Source organism: Sphingomonas cynarae, from assembly GCF_039537815.1.
Taxonomy (GTDB): domain Bacteria; phylum Pseudomonadota; class Alphaproteobacteria; order Sphingomonadales; family Sphingomonadaceae; genus Sphingomonas; species Sphingomonas cynarae.
Window position 1 is genome coordinate 223,574 of sequence record NZ_BAABBF010000002.1, and the last position, 21,411, is coordinate 244,984.

Consider the following 21,411-nt stretch of genomic DNA (forward strand, 5'->3'; position numbering starts at 1 on the left):
GATGAAGCTGGGTCAGCTTACCGGCGGCGGGCAGGACATCGCCGTCACCGGGTTCGCGATCGATCACCGCAAGGTCGCGCCCGGCACCGTGTTCGGTGCGTTCCGCGGCACGCGCGTCGATGGCGAGGACTATATCGCTGATGCCATTCGCGGTGGCGCGATCGCGGTCGTCGCACGGCCGGAGGCGGTGGTCGAGGGGGCGGTGCATATCGCCGACGACGAACCCCGTGCCGCCTTTGCCCGGCTCGCCGCGCGGTTCTTCGCGCCGTTCCCGCCGACCACGGTCGCGGTCACCGGCACCAACGGCAAGACCTCGGTCGTGGAGATGACGCGGCAATTGTGGCGGATGGCGGGGCATCACGCCGCCTCGATCGGCACGCTGGGCGTCACCACCGCCGACGAACGCGTGACGACGGGGCTGACCACGCCCGACATCGTCACCTTCCTGTCCAACGTCGCCGGGCTGGCGCGTGAGGGGGTGACGCATCTCGCGTTCGAGGCATCGAGCCACGGGCTGACGCAATACCGGACCGAGGGGCTGCGCATCGCCGCCGCCGCCTTCACCAACCTCAGCCGCGATCACCTCGATTATCACGGCGATATGGCGGCGTATCTGACCGCGAAGATGCGGCTGTTCTCCGAAGTGCTGTCGCCGGACGGCATTGCCGTCGTCTGGGCGGACGATCCGCAGGCGGACCGGGTGATCGATCTGGCGCGCGAGCGGGGCAACCGGCTGGTCACGGTTGGCGAGCGCGGTGCGACCCTGCGGCTGGTCGGCCGTGACCCTACGCTGCTGGGGCAGGGGCTGGTGATCGAGGCGGAGGGGGAAACGCACCACGTCAACCTGCCACTGATCGGTGCGTATCAGGCGGCGAACGCGCTGGTCGCGGCCGGGCTGGTGATCGCGACCGGCGCACCGGTCGGCCCGACGCTACAGGCGATTGCCCGGTTGCAGCCGGTGCGCGGCCGGCTGGAGCGGGCGGCGATCGCGCGCAGCGGTGCGCCGGTCTATGTCGATTACGCCCATACCCCCGATGCGCTGGAAGCGGCGATCGCGGCACTCAAGCCCCATGCCGGTGGCCGCCTGATCGTGGTGTTCGGCGCGGGTGGCGACCGTGACGCGGGCAAGCGCGAACCGATGGGGCAGGTTGCCGCCGCGCAGGCCGATCGCGTGATCGTGACCGACGACAATCCCCGCAGCGAGGATGCCGCCGCGATCCGCCGGATGGTGATGCTGGGGGCGCCGGACGCGACCGAGATCGGCGACCGCCGCACCGCGATCGCCGCCGCGGTGCGCGGGGCGGACGCGCAGGACATCGTCCTGATCGCGGGCAAGGGGCATGAACAGGGCCAGATCGTCGGCGATCTGGTGCTGCCGTTCGACGATGTGGCAGTAGCGCGGGAGTGTGCGGGATGAAGAAGGCGGACGTGAGTCAGACGGACGGAATCTCCCCCGACTGGTTCCGACCCGCGCCCAAGGGCAAGCGGCTGTTGCCGCCCGACCTGCGCGTCCGCCCGGCGAAGCCCGCGATCAACGACGATGGCGAGCGGCCCCGGCTTGGCCTGCGCTATGGCGGCCTGCCCCCGGCGACCGGTCGATGAGCCTGTGGACCGCCGCCGAACTGGCGGCCGCGACCGGGGGCGTGACTTCCGCCGACTTCACTGCCGGTGGCGTCGCCTTCGACAGCCGTGAGGTCGGGCCGGGCGACCTGTTCGTGGCGCTGGCGGGGGAGGCGACCGACGGCCATCGCTTCCTGCCGCAGGCATTCGCGCAAGGCGCGGCGGGGGCGATCGTCTCCACGGCGTGCGATGGACCGCATGTCCGGGTGGCGGACAGCTTCGCCGCGCTGGAGGATATCGCCCGCGCCGCCCGCGCGCGGACCTCGGCACGGGTGATCGGCGTCACCGGCTCGGTCGGCAAGACCAGCGCGAAGGAGGCGTTGTTCGCCTGTCTCGACCGGATCTGGCCGGGGCAGGCGCATCGTTCGGTCAAGAGCTACAACAACCATACCGGCGTGCCGCTCAGTCTGGCGCGGATGCCTGCCGCCACGCGGGCGGCGGTGCTGGAGATGGGGATGAACCACCCCGGCGAACTGGCGCACCTGACCACGCTGGTCCGCCCGCACGTCGCGGTCGTCACCGCGATCGCGCCCGCGCATACCGAATTCTTCGCCGACGAGGCCGCAATCGCCGATGCCAAGGGCGAGATATTCCGTGGGCTGGAGCCGGGCGGTACCGCGATCGTGCCGTTCGACAGCCCGCACCGTGACCGGCTGATCGTGGCGGCCCGGCCCCATGCCGGCCGCATCGTCACCTTCGGCAGCGGCACCGGCGCGGACGTGCGCGCGATCGAGGCGGTGCGGATCGGCGCCGGCACCTTCATGACGGTACGGACGGGGGAGCGCGAACTCAGCTTCACCTTGTCGCAGCCGGGCGCCCACTGGGTATCGAATGCGCTGGCGGTGCTGGCGGCGGTCGAGGCGGTTGGCGGCGATCTGGGGCTGGCGGGGCTGGCGCTCGCCGATCTCGGCGGGCTGGCGGGGCGCGGTGCACGGTTCCATATGGCGGTGGCGGACGGCGAGGCGCTGGTGATCGACGAAAGCTACAACGCCAATCCTGCGTCGATGCGTGCGACGCTGGCGGTGCTGGCGACCGAGCCGGGCCGCCATGTCGCCGTGCTGGGCGAGATGCGCGAACTGGGCGACGCCTCGGCCGACTATCATGCCGGCCTCGCCGGCCCGGTCGAAGACGCCCGCGTCGAAACGGCCGTGCTGGTCGGCGAAGCGATGCGACCGCTGGCGGAAACGCTTGAGGGACGGATGAACATCGTCCATGTGCCCGACGCTTCGGCGGCACTCGACCGGTTGCGCGCCCTGCTGGCGCCCGGCGACGCGGTGCTGGTCAAGGGATCGAACGGGGTCGGACTGGCCCGCGTGATCGCAGCGCTGAAGGGCGGATAATGTTGTTCTGGATCGCCGAGCATCTGGGTTTCCAGGGGCTCCTCAACCTCATCCGCTACCAGTCGTTCCGGACGGGCGCGGCGGTGGCGACGGCGCTGTTCATCGGCCTCATCATCGGGCCGCGGTTCATCGGCTGGCTGCGCGTGCGCCAGGGCAAGGGGCAGCCGATCCGCGCCGACGGGCCGCAGACCCACCTCGCCAAGCGCGGCACGCCGACGATGGGCGGGCTGATGATCCTGACCGCGATGGCGCTGGCGATCCTGTTGTGGATGGATCTGGCCAATCCGTATGTCTGGGCGTGTCTGTTCGTGACCCTGGGGTTCGGCGCGATCGGGTTTCTCGACGATTACGACAAGGTGCGGAAGGCGACGACGGCGGGCGTGCCCGGCCGCGTGCGGCTGCTGCTGGAGTTCCTGATCGCCGGGATCGCGGCGTGGATCATCATGCGCCAGAACGGCACTGGCCTGTACCTGCCCTTCACCAACCGCATGTATATCGAACTCTGGTATTTCTACCCGCTGTTCGCCGCGTTCACGATCGTCGCCTTCGGCAACGCGGTGAACCTGACCGACGGGCTCGATGGCCTCGCGACGATGCCGGTCATCATCGCCAGCGTCGCGCTGATGGTTATCGTCTATCTGGCCGGTAACGCGAGATTCGCGGATTATCTCGGCATCCAGCATGTGCCGGGTGCGGGTGAACTGGCGATCTTCTGCGGCGCGGTCGTGGGGGCGGGACTCGCCTTCCTGTGGTTCAATGCGCCCCCGGCTGCGGTGTTCATGGGCGACACCGGCAGCCTCGCGCTCGGCGGCGCGCTCGGTACCATCGCAGTGGTCGCGCATCACGAGATCGTGCTGGGCATCATCGGCGGCCTGTTCGTGGTCGAGGCGCTGAGCGTCATCATCCAGGTGTTCTTCTACAAGCGCACCGGTCGCCGCGTGTTCCGCATGGCGCCGATCCACCATCATTTCGAACAGCTCGGCTGGTCGGAACCCACTGTGGTGATCCGCTTCTGGATCATCGCCTTCGTGCTGGCGCTGGCCGGCCTGTCGACGTTGAAGCTGCGGTGATCGTCGCAGGAGAATGGGCGGGCCGTCGCTATGCGGTGCTGGGGCTGGCAAGGTCCGGCGCGGCGACGGTCGCCGCCCTCGAAGCAGGCGGGGCCGAGGTGACGGCGTGGGATGCCGACGAGGCGCGACGCCAGCCGTTCCTGCGTGAGACGGTGGACGCGGGCACGCTGACGCTTGCCCCGCTCGATGACCTGACGGGTTTCGACGCGCTGGTGGTATCGCCCGGGGTGCCGCTCAATACGCATCCGCTGGCGGACAAGGCGCGTGCGGCAGGGGTGCCGATCATCGGCGATATCGAACTGTTCGCGCAGGCCCGCGCGGATCTGCCGCCGCACAAGGTCGTCGGCATCACCGGCACCAACGGCAAGTCGACCACCACCGCGCTGGTGAAGCATCTGTGCGACACTGCCGGCATCCCGGCGCTGATGGGCGGCAATATCGGACTGCCGATCCTCGAACAGGCGCCGCTGCCGGCGGGTGGCGTCTATGTGCTGGAACTGTCCAGCTACCAGATCGACCTGACGCAGACGCTGGACTGCGATGTCGCGGTGCTGCTCAACGTCACGCCCGACCATCTCGACCGCTATGACGGGTTCGACGCCTATGCGGCATCTAAGGCGCGCCTGTTTTCCATGCAGTCGCCCGGCCACGATGCGGTGATCGGGATCGGCGACGCGCCCTCCGCCGCCATCGCCCGCTCGCTGTTTGCACGCGGGGAGCATCTGACGAAGATTGCGCCGGGCGTCTGCATGGACCAGCGCGGCTGGCCGTCGTTGCAGGGGCCGCACAACGCGCAGAACGCGCTCGCCGCCATCGCGGTCGCGCGCGTTCTGGGAATCGCGGAGGCGGATATCGATCGCGGCCTCGCCAGCTTCGCCGGGCTGCCGCACCGGATGGAGCGGGTCGCGACGATCGGCGGGGTCGCCTTCGTCAACGATTCCAAGGCGACCAACCCCGATAGCGTCGCTCCCGCGCTCGCGGCGTTCCCCCGCATCCACTGGATCGTAGGCGGCAAGCCCAAGGGCGACGACCTGAGCGCCTGCGCGCCACATTTCGATCATGTCATCCATACCTATACGATCGGGGAGGCGGGACCGCGCTTCGCCGAGATACTGGCCCCCCACATGCCCGTCGACACCCTCGATACGCTGGATGCCGCCGTGGCGGCGGCGGCGGCGGCGGCGAAGCCCGGAGAGGTGGTGCTGCTGTCCCCGGCCTGCGCCAGTTTCGACCAGTTCCGCGATTATGAGGAGCGTGGCGCCGCGTTCGTGCGCGCGGTGGAGGCGCTGGCATGACCGACATTCGCGCAGGTGCCGGACCGGCATCGGGCGGCAAGGGCGCCCGCCTGATCGCACAGGTGAAGAAGCGCGGCGGGCGCGGCGATCGCTCGCCACTCGGCACGTGGTTCTGGGATATCGACCGGATGCTGCTGCTGCTTACGCTGTTCCTGATCGCGATCGGGCTGATCGCGGTCGCGGCGGCCAGCCCGGCCTCGGCTGTCCGTTATTCGGGCGACAAGCACAAGATCGCACCGCTCTATTATTTCTGGCGGCAGCTGATGTGGGTCGGCGTGTCGTTGCCGGTGATGATCGGGGTGTCGATGCTGCCGGTCACCATGGCGCGGCGGCTGGCGGTGTCCGGCGCGATCTTCTTCCTCGGGCTGCTGGCACTGACGCCGCTGATCGGGGTGGAGAAGAACGGCGCGAAACGCTGGCTGGAATTCGGCATCTCGCAGGTGCAGCCGTCGGAGTTCCTGAAACCGCTGTTCATCGTGACGGTGGCATGGCTGTTGTCGCTGAAGGTCAAGGATCGCGAGCTGCCGACCGTTCTCATCACCGGCACGCTGACCGCGCTGATCGCGGTGATCCTGATGGCGCAGCCCGATTTCGGGCAGACGGTGGTGTTCTGCGCGGTGTGGATGGCGCTGCTGATGATCGCGGGCACGCCAACGAAGGTGCTGGTCGGGCTCGCCTCGCTTGCCCCCGCCGGGCTGATCGCGGGCTATCTGTTCTACAGCACCGCCCGCCAGCGAATCGACGCGTTCCTGTTTCCCGGTACCGATGGCGAGGGCGCGGCCGACCATTTCCAGGTCGATGCCGCGCACCGCACGCTGACCGCTGGCGGCTGGACCGGCACCGGGCCCGGCGCGGGCGCCGCGAAATTCGGCCTGCCGGAGGCGCATACCGATTACATCTTCTCCGTGATCGGCGAGGAATTCGGGCTGATCGCCTGCGCGGTGATCGCGGTGGTGTTTCTGGCGATCGTCGTGCGCGTGTTCGTCAAGTTGCTGGACGAACAGGACGAATTCAAGCTGCTCGCCGCCTCCGGTCTCGCCACCCAGTTCGGGATGCAGGCGTTCATCTCGATGGCGGTCAATACCGGCATGGCGCCGTCCAAGGGGATGACGCTGCCGTTCATCAGCTATGGCGGATCGTCGATGATCGCGCTGTCGATCGGCATGGGCTTGCTGCTGGCGTTCACCCGGCGCAATCCGTTCCTGACGCGGTCGCCTTATGTGGTCCGCTGGAGCGGCGAATGACGAAGCATTACGTATTGGCGGCGGGCGGCACCGGCGGACACATGGTCCCCGCCGCGGCGCTGGCGACGGAACTGACCCGGCGCGGCCATCATGTCGCGTTGGTGTCGGACGCGCGCGGGGTGCGCTTTCCCGGCCTGTTCGACGGCATCCAGACGCATGTCCTGCCCGCCGGGCGGTTCGCGGGCGGACCCCTCGGTTATGCCAAGGCGCTGCGCGAGATGTGGCGCGGGCGGGCGATGGCGCGGCAACTGTACCGCGACGCGCGTCCGGCGGCGGTGATCGGTTTCGGTGGCTATCCGGCGATGCCCGCACTGCTGGCGGCATTCGCGGCGGGCATCCCGACGGCGGTTCACGAGCAGAATGCGGTGCTGGGCCGGGTCAACCGCCTCGTCGCGCGCCGGGTCGATGCGATCGCGACCTCCTACGACCGGACCGAGCGCCTGCCCGAGCGGCTGATGGGCAAGACCCACCTCGTCGGCAATCCGGTGCGCGAGGCGGTGCTGGCGTTGCGCAGCCGCCCCTATCCGCTGCTGGAGGAGGACGGCATTTTCCGCGTCCTCGTCACCGGCGGCAGCCAGGGGGCGAGCATCCTGAGCAAGGTGGTGCCCGCCGGGCTCGCGATGCTGCCGCCCGCGTTCCGCCGCCGGTTGCAGGTGACGCATCAGGCGCGGATCGAGGATATCGATGCCGCCCGCGCGCTTTATGCCGAACACCAGATCGCCGCCGATCTTGCCACCTATCTGCCCGACATGCCCGAACAACTGGCTTGGGCGCATGTCGTGATCGGTCGCGCCGGCGCATCGACCATCGCCGAACTGACGGCGGCGGGCCGCCCCGCCATCCTCGTTCCCCTCGCCACCGCGACCGACGATCACCAGACCGCCAATGCGCGCGAGATGACCGCGATCGGCGGTGCGCGTACCATCCCGCAATCCCGCTTCACCGCGGTCGAACTGGCCAAGCAGATGCAGAAACTCGGGCTTGATCCCGTCGCCCTCGAAAACGCCGCCGGCCGCGCGCGCAGCATCGGCCGGCCCGATGCGGTCAGCGACCTCGCCGATCTGGTCGAAAGCCTCGATGCGCCGCCCGCCCGCCTGCCGGTACCGCGGCGCCAGCAGAAGGCGGCGTTCGCATGAAGGGGATGGGCGCATGAGGGGTGTGGCAACCGACATCGGCACGATCCACTTCGTCGGGATCGGCGGCATCGGCATGTCCGGGATCGCGGAGGTGATGAAGAACCTCGGCTACCGCGTGCAGGGGTCCGACGTGGCGGAGGGCTATGTCGTGCAGGGCCTGCGCGACAAGGGCATCCCGGTGGCGATCGGCCATGCCGCCGCGAACATCGGCGATGCCGCCGTGGTCGTCACCTCCACCGCGATCGTCCGCTCCAACCCGGAGGTGGAGGCCGCGCTGGAGCGGCGCGTCCCCGTCGTCCGCCGGGCGGAGATGCTGGCCGAACTGATGCGGCTGAAATCGACCGTCGCGGTGGCGGGCACCCATGGCAAGACGACGACGACCTCGATGATCGCCGCGCTGCTCGATGCCGGCGGGGTCGACCCCACCGTCATCAACGGCGGCATCATCAACAGCTATGGCTCCAACGCCCGGCTCGGCGCGTCCGACTGGATGGTGGTGGAGGCGGACGAGAGCGACGGCAGCTTCCTGCGCCTCGACGGCACGATCGCGGTCGTGACCAACATCGATCCCGAGCATCTCGATCATTACGGATCGTTCGACGCGGTGAAGGACGCCTTCGTCGAATTCGTCGAGAATGTGCCCTTCTACGGCGCGGCGCTGCTGTGCCTCGATCACCCCGAGGTGCAGAACATCCTGCCGCGCGTGCGCGACCGCCGCGTGGTCACCTATGGCTTTTCCGCGCAGGCGGACGTGCGCGGCGTGAACGTCACGCCGGTACCGGGCGGCAACCGTTTCGAATGCATCGTCCGTGCCCGTGACGGCGCGACCCGGTCGATCGAGGGGATCGAACTGCCGATGCCAGGACGGCACAACGTTCAGAACGCGCTCGCCGCGATCGGCGTGGCGCTGGAGATGGGCATCCCCGATGCGGTGATCCAGCAGGGTTTCGGTCAGTTCGGCGGGGTCAAGCGTCGCTTCACCAACGTCGGCACCGTCGCGGTGGACGGCGGCCATGCCACGGTGATCGACGATTACGGCCACCACCCGGTCGAGATCCGCGCGGTGCTGGCCGCCGCGCGCGAGGGGGTGGAGAACCGGGTGATCGCGGTCGTCCAGCCGCATCGCTATTCGCGGCTCGGCAACCTGATGGAGGAGTTCCAGACCGCGTTCAACGATGCCGATCGCGTGCTGGTGACCCCGGTCTATGCGGCGGGCGAAACGCCCGTCGAGGGCGTCGATGCCGAGGCGCTGGTCGCCGGATTGAAGCGGCGCGGCCATCGCCATGCCGGCGTCGTCGCCGATGCCGATGCGCTGGCCGACGAACTGGCCGGCACGATCGCGGCGGGCGACATGATCGTCTGCCTCGGCGCGGGCGATATCACCAGATGGGCCGCCGGCCTCGCGCAGGCGATCGCAGACAGACGGCAAGAGGGAGCATCATTATGAGCGACTGGTTCAAGGCGTCGATCGACCTTCAGAAGCAGATGCTCGATGCGCAGAAGCAGGCGCTCGATTTCGGCAGTCAGGCGACCAAGGCCGGCGATGCGATGGTGCAGGCGCAGGAGGCATCGCGCAAGGCGGCGGAGGCCAACCTCGCCGCGTGGCAGGCATGGACGCGACTATGGGGCGTCGGTCCTTGGTGAGCGGGGGCGATGCGCCAATGCCGCCGGTCCGCGGCCGGCTGACCCGATCCGCGCCGCTTGCACCGCTGGTGTGGTTCAAGGCGGGTGGCCCGGCGGAATGGCTGTTCGAACCGGCGGATGCGGACGACCTGTCGGCGTTCCTCGCGGCGCTCGACCCGGCGGTGCCGGTGATGGCGCTGGGCCTCGGCTCCAACCTGATCGTGCGCGACGGCGGCGTGGCGGGGGTGGTGATCCGCCTCGGCAAGCCGTTCGCCTTCGCCCGCGCGGATGGCGACACGATGACCTGCGGCGGCGGCACCTCCGGTATCCTCGCCGCCTCCACCGCGCGCGACGCCGGGGTCGCGGGGATCGAGTTCCTGCGCAGCATCCCCGGCACCGTCGGCGGTTTCGTGCGGATGAACGGCGGCGCCTATGGCCGTGAGGTCGCCGACATCCTCGTCTCCTGCACCGTCGTCGGGCGCGACGGCACCGTCACGCGGATGGCGGCGGCCGATCTCGACTACACCTATCGCCACTCCGCCTTACCGGACGGCGCGATCGTGATCGAGGCGACGGTCCGGGGCACCCCCGGCGATCCCGCCGCGATCCAGGCGGAGATGGATCGCATCGCCGCCGCGCGCGAGGCATCGCAGCCGCTGCGCGCGAAGACCGGCGGCTCGACCTACAAGAACCCGCCCGGCCACAAGGCATGGGCGCTGATCGACGCCGCCGGCTGTCGCGGTCTGACCCGTGGCGATGCGCAGGTGTCGGAGAAGCATTGCAATTTCCTGCTGAATCTCGGTCACGCGACCAGCGCCGATATTGAGGCGCTGGGCGAGGATGTGCGGGCGCGGGTGAAGGCGGACAGCGGCGTGACGCTGGAATGGGAAATCCGGCGGGTGGGCATGGCATGACGGAGTTTGGTGTGGCTGACGCGGTGTCCTCTCCCCTTCACATCGTGGTGCTGATGGGCGGCTGGTCCGCCGAGCGGTCGGTCTCGCTGCAATCGGGCGCGGGCGTCGCCGACGCGCTGGAGTCGCGTGGCCACCGCGTCACCCGGATCGACATGGACCGCGACGTCGCCGCGCGGCTGGCGACGGCACAGCCCGACCTCGTCTTCAACGCGCTGCACGGCACGCCGGGGGAAGATGGCAGCGTGCAGGGCATGATGGACCTGATGGGCCTGCGCTATACGCATAGCGGCCTCGCCACCTCGGTCATCGCGATCGACAAGGTGCTGACCAAGCAGGCGCTGGTGCCGCACGGCGTGCCGATGCCCGGCGGCCGCATCGTCCGCTCCGCCCACCTGTTCGATCGCGATCCGCTGCCGCGCCCTTATGTGCTGAAACCCGTCAACGAGGGCTCGTCGGTCGGCGTCGCGATCGTGACGGCGGACGGTAACCTGGGCGACCCCATCTCCCCCGATGCCGCCGGCCCCTGGCAGGAGTTCGACGAGCTGCTCGCCGAACCGTACATCCGTGGCCGCGAGTTGACGACGGCGGTGCTGGGCAACCGCGCACTGGGCGTCACCGAGTTGATCCCGAAGAACGGCTGGTACGATTTCGACGCGAAATATACCGATGGCCTGACCGAACATGTTTGCCCTGCGCGCATCCCGGACGAGATCGCCGATGCGTGCAAGGCGCTGGCGCTGGAGGCGCATCGTCTGCTCGGGTGTCAGGGCGCCAGCCGGTCCGACTTCCGCTGGGACGACGAGCGCGGCGTCGACGGGCTGTTCCTGCTGGAGGTGAATACCCAGCCCGGCATGACCCCGCTCAGCCTCGTGCCCGAACAGGCGCGTCATGTCGGCATGGATTACGCCACACTGGTACAGGCGATCGTCGACGAGGCGATGGCGGGTGTCGAGGTGGGCGCGGGATGAGCCGCACGATCAAGCGCGGCGCCCCGCCCAAGCGCCCCGCGCCGCGCCGCAAGCAGCCGGTGAAAAAGGTGCCGCTGCTCGACCGGATCGTCGCACGCCTGCCGGTCAGCGAACAGACGCTGCGCCGCGTCGTCACCTGGGCGATCACCGGCACCACCGGCGCGGTCGTGGTCGCGGCGGCGGTGTGGATCGGCATCCCCGGCATGGTCGGCGCCGCGCTGGCCGAGACGGCGGGGCAGGCGGGCTTCCGCGTCGAGCAGATCGAGATCACCGGTCTGCGCCGGATGGACCGGATGACCGTCTATGCCGTCGCGCTCGACCAGCGCAGCCGGGCGATGCCGCTGGTCGATCTGGAAGGGGTGCGGCAGAACCTGCTGCGGTACGGCTGGATCGCGGACGCGCATGTCTCGCGCCGGCTGCCCGATACGCTGCTGGTCGACATCGTCGAGCGGACGCCGGCGGCGGTGTGGCAGGATCGCGGACAGCTGATGCTGATCGATGCACAGGGCGTGATGCTGGAACCGGTGCGGCCCGATGCCGTGCCGGCATTGCCGCTGGTGATCGGGCCGGGGGCGGACCGGCAGGAGGCGAGCTATCAGGCACTGTTGGCCGCCGCACCCTCGCTAAAACCCCGTATCCGCGCCGCCACCTGGATCGGCAACCGCCGCTGGGACCTGACCTTCGACAGCGGCGAGGTGCTGGCCCTGCCGGAGGATGACGCCGCCCGCGCGCTGGTCCGTTTCGCCGATCTCGACGGGGCCCGGCCATTGCTGGGGCGCGGCTGGCTGCGCTTCGACATGCGCGACCCCGCGAAGCTGGTTGCGCGAAAGCCCGGGATGAATCAGAACCATGCGCTGGCCGAACCGGCCCGGATCGGCGGTGGGGCCGATCCGGGTGCCGGCAACGGGGCCATGCCCGCCCCGGCTGGCGGCGCGGCCGAAATGGATGGCGACACGGACGGCGACACGGGCGGCGTTGGGGGCTAGGGTGTCGATACGGTTGGGGGTTTGAGGCAATGGCGAAGGTGGCACCGGACGGACTGATAACCGCACTCGACATCGGATCGTCGAAGGTGTCGGCGATGATCGCGAAAAAGGGCGATGGCGGCGAACTGATCGTGCTCGGCACCGGCCAGCGTGAAAGCCGCGGCGTGAAGCGCGGCTACATCGCCGACATGGCCGCGACCGAGGCGGCGGTGCGCGAGGCGGTGGAGCAGGCGGAGCGGATCGCCGGCCTCAATATCGAGGATGTCTGGGTCGGCTTCTCCGCCGGTGGTCTCGTGTCCGACGTGGCGGAGGTGGAGTTCGAGCTGGGCGGCCACCGCGTCGAACAGGGCGATATCGATGCGCTGCTGACCGCGGGCCGCCAGTCGATCGATCCGCAAGGGCGGATGGTGCTGCATGCGCAGCCCGCGCTCTATACGTTGGACGGGCTGACCGGGGTGAAGAAGCCGCTCGGCCTCCATGCCGACCGGCTGGGCGTGCATATCCATGTCGTCGCCGCCGACGGATCGCCGGTCCGCAACCTAGACCTGTGCGTGCGCTCGGCGCATCTGGAGGTGCGCTCGATCATCGCCGCGCCCGTCGCCACCGGCCTCGCCTGCCTGTCCGAAGAGGAGCGCGAACTGGGCGTCGCGCTGGTCGAGATGGGGGCGGGGATCACCAACGTGTCGCTGTTCGCCGGCGGAATGTTGGTCGGGCTGCATTCGCTGCCGATGGGCGCGAACGACATCACCGACGATATCGCCTCCGCCTTCGGAACTCGCCGGCAGCAGGCGGAGCGGATGAAATGCTTCCACGGCTCCGCCAACGCATCCCCGCGCGACAATCACGACATGATCCCGGTCATGCCGATCGCGGCGGAGGACGACGAACATGCCGGGGTGCAGATCACCAAGGCGCAGTTGATCGGCGTGATCCGCCAGCGGCTGGATTACCAGATGGGCGAGGTGCGCAAGGCGCTGACCCAGTTGAAGTTCGAGGGGCCGGTCGGCCGGCAGGTGGTGTTGACCGGCGGCGGCGCGGAACTGAAGGGTATCGCGGATTACGCGCAGCAGGCGCTTGGCCGGTCGGTGCGGCTGGGTCGGCCGCGCGGGCTGACGGGCCTGCCCGAAGCGCATGGCGGCCCGGCCTTCGCGACGCTGGCGGGCCTCGCTTTCTATGCAGCGGCCGATCCGGTCGATCTGCGGACTGTCGCTCCGGCGGGGCAGACCGTCCACCGGCCCAGCGGCATGGGGCTGTTCCGCAAACTGATACAAGCGGCGCGTGCCAATTATTGACCTTTTGTGGTGGCGGGCCGTGTCACATTTCGGCTAATGAAAGAGTTCAATTCCCGTTTTGGCGCATCTGTGGCGGGAGTGGCGGAGATATTTTGGCGATGAGCATCGAATTCCTGGCCCCAGAAGTGGACGAACTGACGCCGCGCATCGCGGTGATCGGGGTCGGCGGCGCGGGCGGCAACGCTATCGCGAACATGATGCGCGCCGATGTGCAGGGGGTCGATTTCCTCGTCGCCAACACCGATGCGCAGGCGCTGAAGTCGTCGGTTGCGCCGCAGCGTATCCAGCTGGGTGCGAAGATCACCCAGGGGCTGGGCGCCGGCAGCCGGCCCGAGATCGGCCGCGCCGCCGCGGAAGAGACGATCGACGATCTCGCCAAGCTGCTCGAAGGTGCGCACATGTGCTTCATCGCCGCCGGCATGGGCGGTGGCACCGGCACCGGCGCCGCGCCCGTCATCGCCAAGGCCGCGCGCGACATGGGCATCCTGACCGTAGGTGTCGTCACCAAGCCATTCAGTTTCGAGGGTAATCGCCGCGCCAAGGCCGCCGATGGCGGGATCGAGGAACTGCAGAAATACGTCGATACGCTGATCGTCATCCCCAACCAGAACCTGTTCCTGATCGCCAACGCCAACACGACCTTCAAGGAAGCGTTCGAGATGGCGGACGAGGTGCTGCAACAGGGCGTGCGCGGCATCACCGACCTGATGGTGATGCCCGGCCTCATCAACCTCGACTTCGCCGACGTGCGTTCGGTGATGCAGGAGATGGGCAAGGCGATGATGGGCACCGGCGAAGCGTCGGGCGACAACCGCGCGCTGGAAGCCGCGCAGAAGGCGATCGCCAACCCGCTGCTCGACGGCGTGTCGATGCAGGGCGCCAAGGGCGTCATCATCTCGATCACCGGTGGTGACGACATGCGTCTGCTGGAAGTGGACGAGGCCGCGAATCACATCCGCGATCTGGTCGATCCCGATGCGAACATCATCTGGGGTTCCGCATTCAATCCCGAACTGGAAGGCAAGATTCGCGTCTCCGTGGTCGCCACCGGGATCGAGGCAGTGGAGCGTCCCGTCGCCCCCGCGGCGCCGGCGGCCTCCACCTCGTTCAGCTTCGGCGGCACCCGTCGCAGCGACGAGACGCCGTCGTTCCGCCCCAGCGCCGATCAGGCCCCGCGCGCGACTGCCCCGGCTGCTGCCGCGCCGACGGCATCGATCCCGGCCGCACCGCCTGCACCGGCACCGGCCCCCGTCGCCGCTGCGACGCCACCGGCCGAAAGCGACGAACTGGTGCTGGGCGCGGATGCCGTGGTGACGCCGCCGGCGCCGCGCGCCGCGCCGGTGCAGCAGCCCGCACCCGCGCCGCAGCCGGTCGCCCCGCGTATGGCGCCCCCCACCGCCGTCACGCAACCCGGCGTGCCGACCCCCGCCGCCGACGAGGGCGGGATGCGCCGTCGCTGGATCGCTCCCGGTGCAGAGGCGGCCAGCCCGGTCGAGCCGACCCCCGGTCCCCGGGTGAAGCTGGGTGGCACCCTGTTCGAGCGCATGTCCAACGCCGCTCGCGGCGCACCGCGTGACGAGGAAGAGAAGCCTGCCGAGCCGCTGGATATTCCGCGCTTCCTCCATCGCCAGAACAACCAGTAAGCCGGTTCTCCCCGCGTCCGGATCAACCGGACGCGGGGGTCCGCCCCGTGATGCGTTCGCCGCCGGTCCGCCCCGCTTCGTCGTACTCGGGAAAAAGGACCATTGCCGGTTGATCCGTGCTGGTCTGTAGCGAGCATCGTTCCATGACCCGCTTCATTCCCCTTACCGTCGCCGCCCCGCTTGCGCTGGCTGCCCTGTCCTTGCCGGTCATGTCCATGCCGGCCGGCGCGCAGCAGATGGTGCAGTCGCTGGCATCCACCGATGCCGATCTGCTTGCCGCGCAGATGCGCCAGCTTGCCGCCAATCCCCGCGATGTGAACGCACTGGCGACCGCCGGCGAATTGTCGCTGAAGCTCGGCGATCTCAGCGCCGCCGCCTCATTGTTCGCGCGCGCCGACAAGGTCGATTCGGGCAATGGTCGGGTGAAGGCGGGCATGGCGGCGATCCTCGTCCGCTCGGAACGCCCGGGTGAGGCGCTGCGATTCTACGAACAGGCGGAGCGATCCGGACTGCCGACGGTCCGCTACGCCGCGGATCGTGGCCTCGCCTATGATCTGGTCGGCGAGCAGGAGCGGGCGCAGCGGGATTACCGCGCCGCACTCGCCGTATCGCGCGATGACGAGACGGTGCGCCGCTACGCGCTGTCGCTGGGTATTTCGGGGCGGCAGGCGCAGGCCTTGGAGCAGCTCGACCCCCTGATCCGCCGTCAGGACCGGGCGGGCTGGCGCGCGCAGGCATTCGTGCTGGCGATGAACGGCGATACCGCGGCGGCGACGAAGATCGTCACGGCGATGATGCCCGGCAATCTGGCGCAGGGGCTTGCCGCCTTTTTCCAGCGCTTGCCGTCGCTGTCGCCGGTCGATCGCGCCTTCGCGGTGCATTTCGGTGAGATCCAGCCCACGCCCGAACGGATCGCCGATGCCCGGCTGACCCCGAAACTGCCGCCGCTCGCCGGCAGTCCGCCGGTGCAGGTTGCCGCCGTAGCACCGGCCACGGTCACCCGGCCGGTCGCACGCGATACGCGCCGGACCCGGACCGCCGCCCCCATCCAGACCCCGCCAGCCCGGAACGTGCCGGTGCAGCGCACCCCGGTTCAGAACCTGCCGACCCAGGCCCCGCCGGTGCAGGTCGCTGCGGTGCCGACCCCGGCGGCATCGTCGCCCCCGGTCGTCTGGGCCGCACCCCGCGCGGTGGTACAGCCGCTGCCACCCACACCCGAGGTCGCGGCGCCGGTCGCGGTCGCCGCCGCACCGGTCGCGCCGGTCCAGTCGAGCGCGGCGACGCAGCGCGCCGATTCGGTCCTCGCGCGTATCGTCGCCAACCTGTCGATCCCGGCCGAGGAGCTGGGGGTCGTCGAACCCACGCCGGCCGCGTCGCGCGCGCCGCTGCCGGTCAAGCTGGCCGCCGCCCCGGCCTCGGCCGCCGGTCGCCGGGTGGTGGCGGAGGCATCGGCCAAGGAGGCGCGCGACACCGCCGTTCGCCGCGTCGTCGCCGCCCGCCTGACCGGCAACGCCGCCGCCGACGATGCCGCCATACCCCTGACCCGCGCCCAGCAGCGTGCCGCCGACCGCAAGGCCGCCATGGTGGATGCGAAGGGCAAGCCGCTGACCGCCGCGCAACGTCGCGCCGCTGCGCGCAAGCCAGCCATCGAAGACGCCACCGCCGTCGCGGCCGTCGAGGACGAAAAACCGCTGACCCCGGCGCAAAAGCGTGCCGCCGCCCGCAAGGCCGCCGCCGAGGAAAAGGCGATGACCCCCGCCGAAAAGCGCGCCGCCGCGCGTAAGGAAGCGGCCGAGACAAAGAAAGCTACCGATCGCAAGGCACTGGCCGACAAGGCCGCCGCCGACAAGAAGGCGGCGCGCAGCAACCCGGCGCGCATCTGGGTGCAGGTCGCCAGCGGTGCGAACGACGCCTATCTCGGTCAGGCCTGGAAGACGATCACGGCCAAGGCGCCACAGGCGTTTCGCGGCAAGGCGGGTTATACCCAGTCGGTCCGGGCCACCAACCGGGTGATGACCGGCCCGTTCAAGACGGATGCGGAGGCGCGCGCCTTCGTGAACCAGTTGGCGAAACAGGGTGTGCCGGCCTATTCGGTCAGCACCGACGCCGGTGAACCGGTCGCGAAGCTGCCCGCCAGGTGACGATCATCCCGCGCGCGCCCTATGCGGCGGACCCGGCGGCCAGTCGTGGCCGGCTGCACGACGAAAGCGGCGGCGGCGTGCGGGGGCCGCGCGACGCATTCCAGCGCGACCGCGACCGGGTAATCCATTCGATCAGCTTCCGTCGCCTCCGTCACAAGACGCAGGTGTTCATGGCGCCGGATGGCGACCATTTTCGCGTTCGCCTGACCCACAGCATCGAGGTCGCGCAGATCGGCCGGGCGATCGCGCGCGCGCTGGGCCTGAACGAGGACCTGACCGAGGCATTGTGCCTGGCGCACGATATCGGCCACCCGCCCTTCGGCCATGCCGGCGAGGATGCGCTGAAGGCGGCGATGAAGGGGGCGGGCGGCTTCGATCACAACGGCCACACGCTGCGCACCCTGACCGAGATCGAACGGCCCTATCCGCTGTGGAACGGGTTGAACCTGACCTGGGAGACGCTGGAGGGGCTGGCCAAGCATAACGGCCCCGTTCGCCACCCCGGCTGGGCGCTGCAGGCCGCCGATGCGGCGTTTCCGCTCGATCTGGGCGAGTGGCCGACGCTGGAGGCGCAGGTCGCCGCGCTGGCGGACGATATAGCCTATGACAATCACGACATCGACGATGGCCTGCGCGCCGGGTTGCTGACGCTCGACCAGTTGATGGCCGAACCGCTGGTGGCGCGGACATGGGCCACCGTGCGCGCGCGCTATCCTGATACCGGCGAGACGCGGCTGGCGCGGGAACTGGTACGCAGCCAGATCGGCGAGATGGTGACCGACCTGATCGACGAGACGCGGGCACGGATCGCCGACAGCGGCGTCGCCAGCGTGGCGGATGTCCGCGCGGCGGGGCGGGCGCTGGTCGGTTTCTCGGATCGGTTGCGGATCGAGGAGCGCGACCTGAAACGATTCATGTACGCCAACCTCTACCACCATCCCCGTCAGCTGGAGGCGGCGGCGGCGGCGCATGGCGTGGTCGACGGCTTGTTCGCCGCCTACAGCGCGGACCCGGCAACGATCCCGCCCGAATGGCGGGAACGCCTACCATCGACGGAACCAGACCGCAGCCGGCACATCGCCGATTTCATCGCGGGGATGACCGATCGCTATGCGATCGCCCGTTACCGCGAACTGGTCGGGCCGATCGATCTGCCCGAAGGCTTCTGATCGGCCCGAACGGGTATCAGCGGCTGATCGCGGTCATGCCGCCGGCGGCGCCGCGGGCCTGCGCGGTGTCGAACGCGACGTTCGCATTGCCCGACGTACCCGTGACCCGGTGGCCCTTCACGACCAGATTGAATGGTGCGCGATCCGGCAGGCGATGGCCCGAAATCAGCTTGGCGCCCTTGGCGGTCTCGGTCGTCTTGTAGACATAGGTGTAGCCGTCATGCTGGAAGCTCTGCTCGCCTTCGGCCGCCGTGGCGGGGGCGGCGATGGTGAACCAGGCGGCGGCGGCGACGAGAAAAATGGCAGTGCGCATGATCGTGTTCCTCGCGAAAGAGCGTGGCGCTCGATCAGGTCCTCTTTATGTTGTATGTCGCAAGGATATTGCGGTGCAGCATGGGCGGCAACTGCAAAGGCCCCGACTGCGATTGCGCGGGACGCAATCACGTGACGGCGATGGTTTGAGCTGGCGCGGTTTTCCGCTAGACGAACCCCATCTCGATCATCGGACCAGTCATGACGCTTTACACCCGCTTCGCCACCCATCTCGATGCGGCGCTTGATACGCTGACGGCGAATGGCGTCCTGCCGGCGGGGCTGGACCGGCGCAACGTCACCGTGGAACCGCCGCGCGACACCACGCACGGTGATCTCGCCACTAATGCGGCGATGGTGCTCGCCAAGCCGGCGGGGGTGAAGCCGCGCGACCTGGCCGTCGCGCTCGCCGCCGAGCTGGAGAAGATCGCCGATGTCGCGCGGGTCGACGTGGCCGGGCCGGGTTTCATCAACATGATGCTGACCGACGACAGCTGGCGCAGCGAACTGACCGGCATTCACGCCGCCGCCGACGATTACGGCCGGTCGACGACGGGAGAGGGGATCACCGTCAACATCGAATATGTCTCGGCCAACCCGACCGGGCCGATGCATATGGGCCATTGCCGCGGCGCGGTGGTGGGCGATGCACTAGCCAGCCTGCTCGAATTCGCCGGACACAAGGTCATCCGCGAATATTACGTCAACGATGCCGGCGGGCAGGTCGACGTGCTGGGCCGCTCGGTCCACCTGCGTTACCGCGAGGCGCTGGGCGAGAGCGTGACGATCCCGGAAGGGCTGTATCCCGGCGACTATCTGGTCCCGATCGGGCAGGAACTCGCCGCCGAATTCGGCGACCGCTATGTCGCCGCGCCGGAGGAGGAATGGCTGGCGTTGTTCCGCACCCGTGCGGTCGCCGCGATGCTGGTCCTCATCAAGGCCGATCTGGCGCTGCTCGGTATCCATCACGACCTGTTCGCCTCCGAGGCGGAATTGCAGGCCGCCGGCAAGCCCGAGGCGGCCGAGGCGGAACTGCGGTCGCGCGACCTAGTCTATGACGGCGTGCTGGAGGCGCCGAAGGGCGAGACGCCGGATGACTGGGAGCCGGTGGTCCTGCCGTTGTTCCGCTCCACGCAGTTCGGCGACGATCAGGATCGCCCGATCCGCAAGTCGACCGGACAATGGACCTATTTCGGCGCGGATCTCGCCTATCACTATCAGAAGGCGCAATCCGCCGACCAGTTGATCGACATCTGGGGTGCCGACCATGCCGGCACCGTCAAACGGATCGTCGCCGCCGTCGCGGCGCTGACCGGCGGCAAGACCCGGTTCGACGTGAAGCTGATCCAGATGGTCCGCCTGCTGCGCGGTGGCGAGCCGGTGAAGATGTCGAAGCGCGCGGGCAATTTCGTGACGCTGGCCGATGTGGTGCGCGAGGTCGGGCGCGACGTGGTGCGCTTCACGATGCTGACCCGCCGCGCCGACGCGCAGATGGACTTCGACTTCGCCAGGGTGGTGGAGGCGTCGAAGGACAATCCGGTCTTCTACGTGCAATATGCCCATGCCCGTATCGCCTCGCTCCACCGTCGCGCGGACGAGGCGGGGATCGCGGCCGGCACCGCCGATCTGTCGCGGCTCGATGCGGACGAACTGGCGCTGGTCAAGCTGCTGGCGCAGTTCCCGCGCACCGTCGAGACGGCGGCGGCGACGCGTGAGCCGCATCGCATCGCCTTCTATCTCGGTGATGTCGCCGCCGCGTTCCACGCGCTGTGGAACGTCGGCAACGACCGGCCCGACCGCCGCTTCCTGATCGTCGACGATGCGGCGGCGACGCGGGCGCGGCTTTACCTGGCTGATGGCGCGGCGCAGATCATCCGCAACGGTCTGGCGATCATGGGCGTAGAGGCCGTGACGGAGATGAACTGATGATCGACGATCGGTATCGGCGCGACGAGGACCGGCTGCCCTGGCTGGAGACGATCGGTCCCGATGAGGATCGCGATCCGCCGTCGTTCATCCGCTTCCTGGCACTGACGCTGGTCGCGCTCGCCGTGCTGGCGGTGGTAGCGTTCGCGGTGTTGAAATACCGGTCGTCTGACCCGTCGGGCACCGGGCAGCTGATCCCCGCCCCGGCCGAGCCGTACAAGGTCCGTCCCGAAGAGCCGGGCGGCCTGAAGGTGGAGGGGGAGGGCGATGCCGCGATCGCCACCAGCGACGGCAAGGCCCCCGGCACCGGCGCGATCGACCTGACCGCGGTGCCCGAGGCACCCGTCGATACCAGCCGCGCCCCCGCCGCCGGCCCGACCCCCGACGCCGCCGGCCGCAGCGCCGTCGCCGATGTGCCTGCCGCGCGTGGTCGTCTGGTCGCCGCGGCGCCGATCGCGTCCGGCCGGCCGGCGCCGGGCAACGCCACTGGCAGTGGCGCGCTGGTCCAGCTGGGCGCCTATCCCAGCGAGGCTGGTGCCAATGCCGCCTGGGTGCGCTTCACCAAACGCTTCGCCTATCTCGCGTCGCTGGAGAAACTGGTCCAGCCGGTCGCGCGTGAGGGCAAGACGCTGTTCCGCCTGCGCGTGAACGCCGGCAGCGCCGCCGCCGCGGCCGATCTGTGCGGTCGCCTGCGCGTGGCGGGCGAGGAATGTTTCCTCGCGAGTTGACGGG

General features: G+C 69.4%; 19 protein-coding genes. 18 read left to right on the forward strand and 1 reads right to left on the reverse strand.

Annotation, left to right across the window (positions count from 1 at the left end):
* Position 1 precedes the first annotated feature (1 nt).
* The 16 genes from ABD719_RS04285 to ABD719_RS04360 all read left to right on the forward strand — a co-directional run bounded on the left by ABD719_RS04285 (position 2) and on the right by ABD719_RS04360 (position 18,441).
* Complete coding sequence (locus ABD719_RS04285) at positions 2-1,417, forward strand: UDP-N-acetylmuramoyl-L-alanyl-D-glutamate--2,6-diaminopimelate ligase (RefSeq protein ID WP_344692152.1); 1,416 nt, start codon at positions 2-4, stop codon at positions 1,415-1,417.
* Positions 1,414-1,602: a hypothetical protein gene (locus tag ABD719_RS04290; RefSeq protein WP_344692153.1), complete on the forward strand. Its 189-nt coding sequence runs from the start codon at positions 1,414-1,416 to the stop codon at positions 1,600-1,602. Before ABD719_RS04285 ends, ABD719_RS04290 begins: the two co-directional genes overlap by 4 nt.
* A complete protein-coding gene (locus ABD719_RS04295) occupies positions 1,599-2,960 on the forward strand; it encodes a UDP-N-acetylmuramoyl-tripeptide--D-alanyl-D-alanine ligase (RefSeq protein WP_344692154.1) in 1,362 nt (453 codons plus the stop codon). Before ABD719_RS04290 ends, ABD719_RS04295 begins: the two co-directional genes overlap by 4 nt.
* Positions 2,960-4,030, forward strand: a complete 1,071-nt coding sequence (gene mraY, locus ABD719_RS04300; RefSeq protein ID WP_344692155.1) for a phospho-N-acetylmuramoyl-pentapeptide-transferase — start codon at positions 2,960-2,962, stop codon at positions 4,028-4,030. Before ABD719_RS04295 ends, mraY begins: the two co-directional genes overlap by 1 nt.
* Entirely contained in the window at positions 4,027-5,325 is a 1,299-nt protein-coding gene (gene murD / locus ABD719_RS04305; RefSeq protein ID WP_344692156.1) for a UDP-N-acetylmuramoyl-L-alanine--D-glutamate ligase, read from the forward strand. Before mraY ends, murD begins: the two co-directional genes overlap by 4 nt.
* Positions 5,322-6,569, forward strand: a complete 1,248-nt coding sequence (locus ABD719_RS04310) for an FtsW/RodA/SpoVE family cell cycle protein (protein ID WP_344692157.1) — start codon at positions 5,322-5,324, stop codon at positions 6,567-6,569. Before murD ends, ABD719_RS04310 begins: the two co-directional genes overlap by 4 nt.
* Entirely contained in the window at positions 6,566-7,705 is a 1,140-nt protein-coding gene (murG, locus tag ABD719_RS04315; RefSeq protein ID WP_344692158.1) for an undecaprenyldiphospho-muramoylpentapeptide beta-N-acetylglucosaminyltransferase, read from the forward strand. The genes ABD719_RS04310 and murG overlap by 4 nt, the downstream gene beginning before the upstream one ends.
* A gap of 13 nt (positions 7,706-7,718) precedes the next feature.
* On the forward strand, positions 7,719-9,152 hold the full coding sequence (gene murC, locus ABD719_RS04320; RefSeq protein WP_344692160.1) for a UDP-N-acetylmuramate--L-alanine ligase: 1,434 nt from the start codon (positions 7,719-7,721) through the stop codon (positions 9,150-9,152).
* On the forward strand, positions 9,149-9,349 hold the full coding sequence (locus tag ABD719_RS04325) for a hypothetical protein (RefSeq protein WP_192125367.1): 201 nt from the start codon (positions 9,149-9,151) through the stop codon (positions 9,347-9,349). The genes murC and ABD719_RS04325 overlap by 4 nt, the downstream gene beginning before the upstream one ends.
* Before the next feature lie 17 nt (positions 9,350-9,366).
* Entirely contained in the window at positions 9,367-10,242 is an 876-nt protein-coding gene (murB, locus tag ABD719_RS04330; protein WP_344692161.1) for a UDP-N-acetylmuramate dehydrogenase, read from the forward strand.
* Positions 10,239-11,210, forward strand: a complete 972-nt coding sequence (locus tag ABD719_RS04335; protein ID WP_425567106.1) for a D-alanine--D-alanine ligase — start codon at positions 10,239-10,241, stop codon at positions 11,208-11,210. Before murB ends, ABD719_RS04335 begins: the two co-directional genes overlap by 4 nt.
* Entirely contained in the window at positions 11,207-12,196 is a 990-nt protein-coding gene (locus ABD719_RS04340) for a cell division protein FtsQ/DivIB (protein ID WP_344692162.1), read from the forward strand. The genes ABD719_RS04335 and ABD719_RS04340 overlap by 4 nt, the downstream gene beginning before the upstream one ends.
* Before the next feature lie 29 nt (positions 12,197-12,225).
* Positions 12,226-13,488 carry a cell division protein FtsA gene (ftsA, locus tag ABD719_RS04345; protein ID WP_344692163.1) on the forward strand — a complete coding sequence of 421 codons (1,263 nt, stop codon included), beginning with the start codon at positions 12,226-12,228 and terminating at the stop codon, positions 13,486-13,488.
* Between the two features lie 98 nt (positions 13,489-13,586).
* Positions 13,587-15,131: a cell division protein FtsZ gene (ftsZ, locus tag ABD719_RS04350; protein WP_344692164.1), complete on the forward strand. Its 1,545-nt coding sequence runs from the start codon at positions 13,587-13,589 to the stop codon at positions 15,129-15,131.
* A gap of 143 nt (positions 15,132-15,274) precedes the next feature.
* Entirely contained in the window at positions 15,275-17,272 is a 1,998-nt protein-coding gene (locus ABD719_RS04355; RefSeq protein ID WP_344692165.1) for an SPOR domain-containing protein, read from the forward strand.
* 2 nt (positions 17,273-17,274) lie between these two features.
* Positions 17,275-18,441 (forward strand): deoxyguanosinetriphosphate triphosphohydrolase, encoded by a 1,167-nt coding sequence (locus ABD719_RS04360; protein WP_425567120.1) that lies wholly within the window; start codon positions 17,275-17,277, stop codon positions 18,439-18,441.
* Positions 18,442-18,457: 16 nt separating this feature from the next.
* On the opposite strand, the gene ABD719_RS04365 is transcribed toward ABD719_RS04360, so the two are convergent.
* Entirely contained in the window at positions 18,458-18,754 is a 297-nt protein-coding gene (locus tag ABD719_RS04365; RefSeq protein WP_344692167.1) for a hypothetical protein, read from the reverse strand.
* A gap of 200 nt (positions 18,755-18,954) precedes the next feature.
* On the opposite strand from ABD719_RS04365, the gene argS reads away from it, so the two are divergent.
* Both argS and ABD719_RS04375 read left to right on the forward strand, forming a co-directional pair.
* Entirely contained in the window at positions 18,955-20,679 is a 1,725-nt protein-coding gene (argS, locus tag ABD719_RS04370) for an arginine--tRNA ligase (RefSeq protein ID WP_344692168.1), read from the forward strand.
* A complete protein-coding gene (locus ABD719_RS04375; protein ID WP_344692169.1) occupies positions 20,679-21,407 on the forward strand; it encodes an SPOR domain-containing protein in 729 nt (242 codons plus the stop codon). Before argS ends, ABD719_RS04375 begins: the two co-directional genes overlap by 1 nt.
* Positions 21,408-21,411 lie beyond the last annotated feature (4 nt).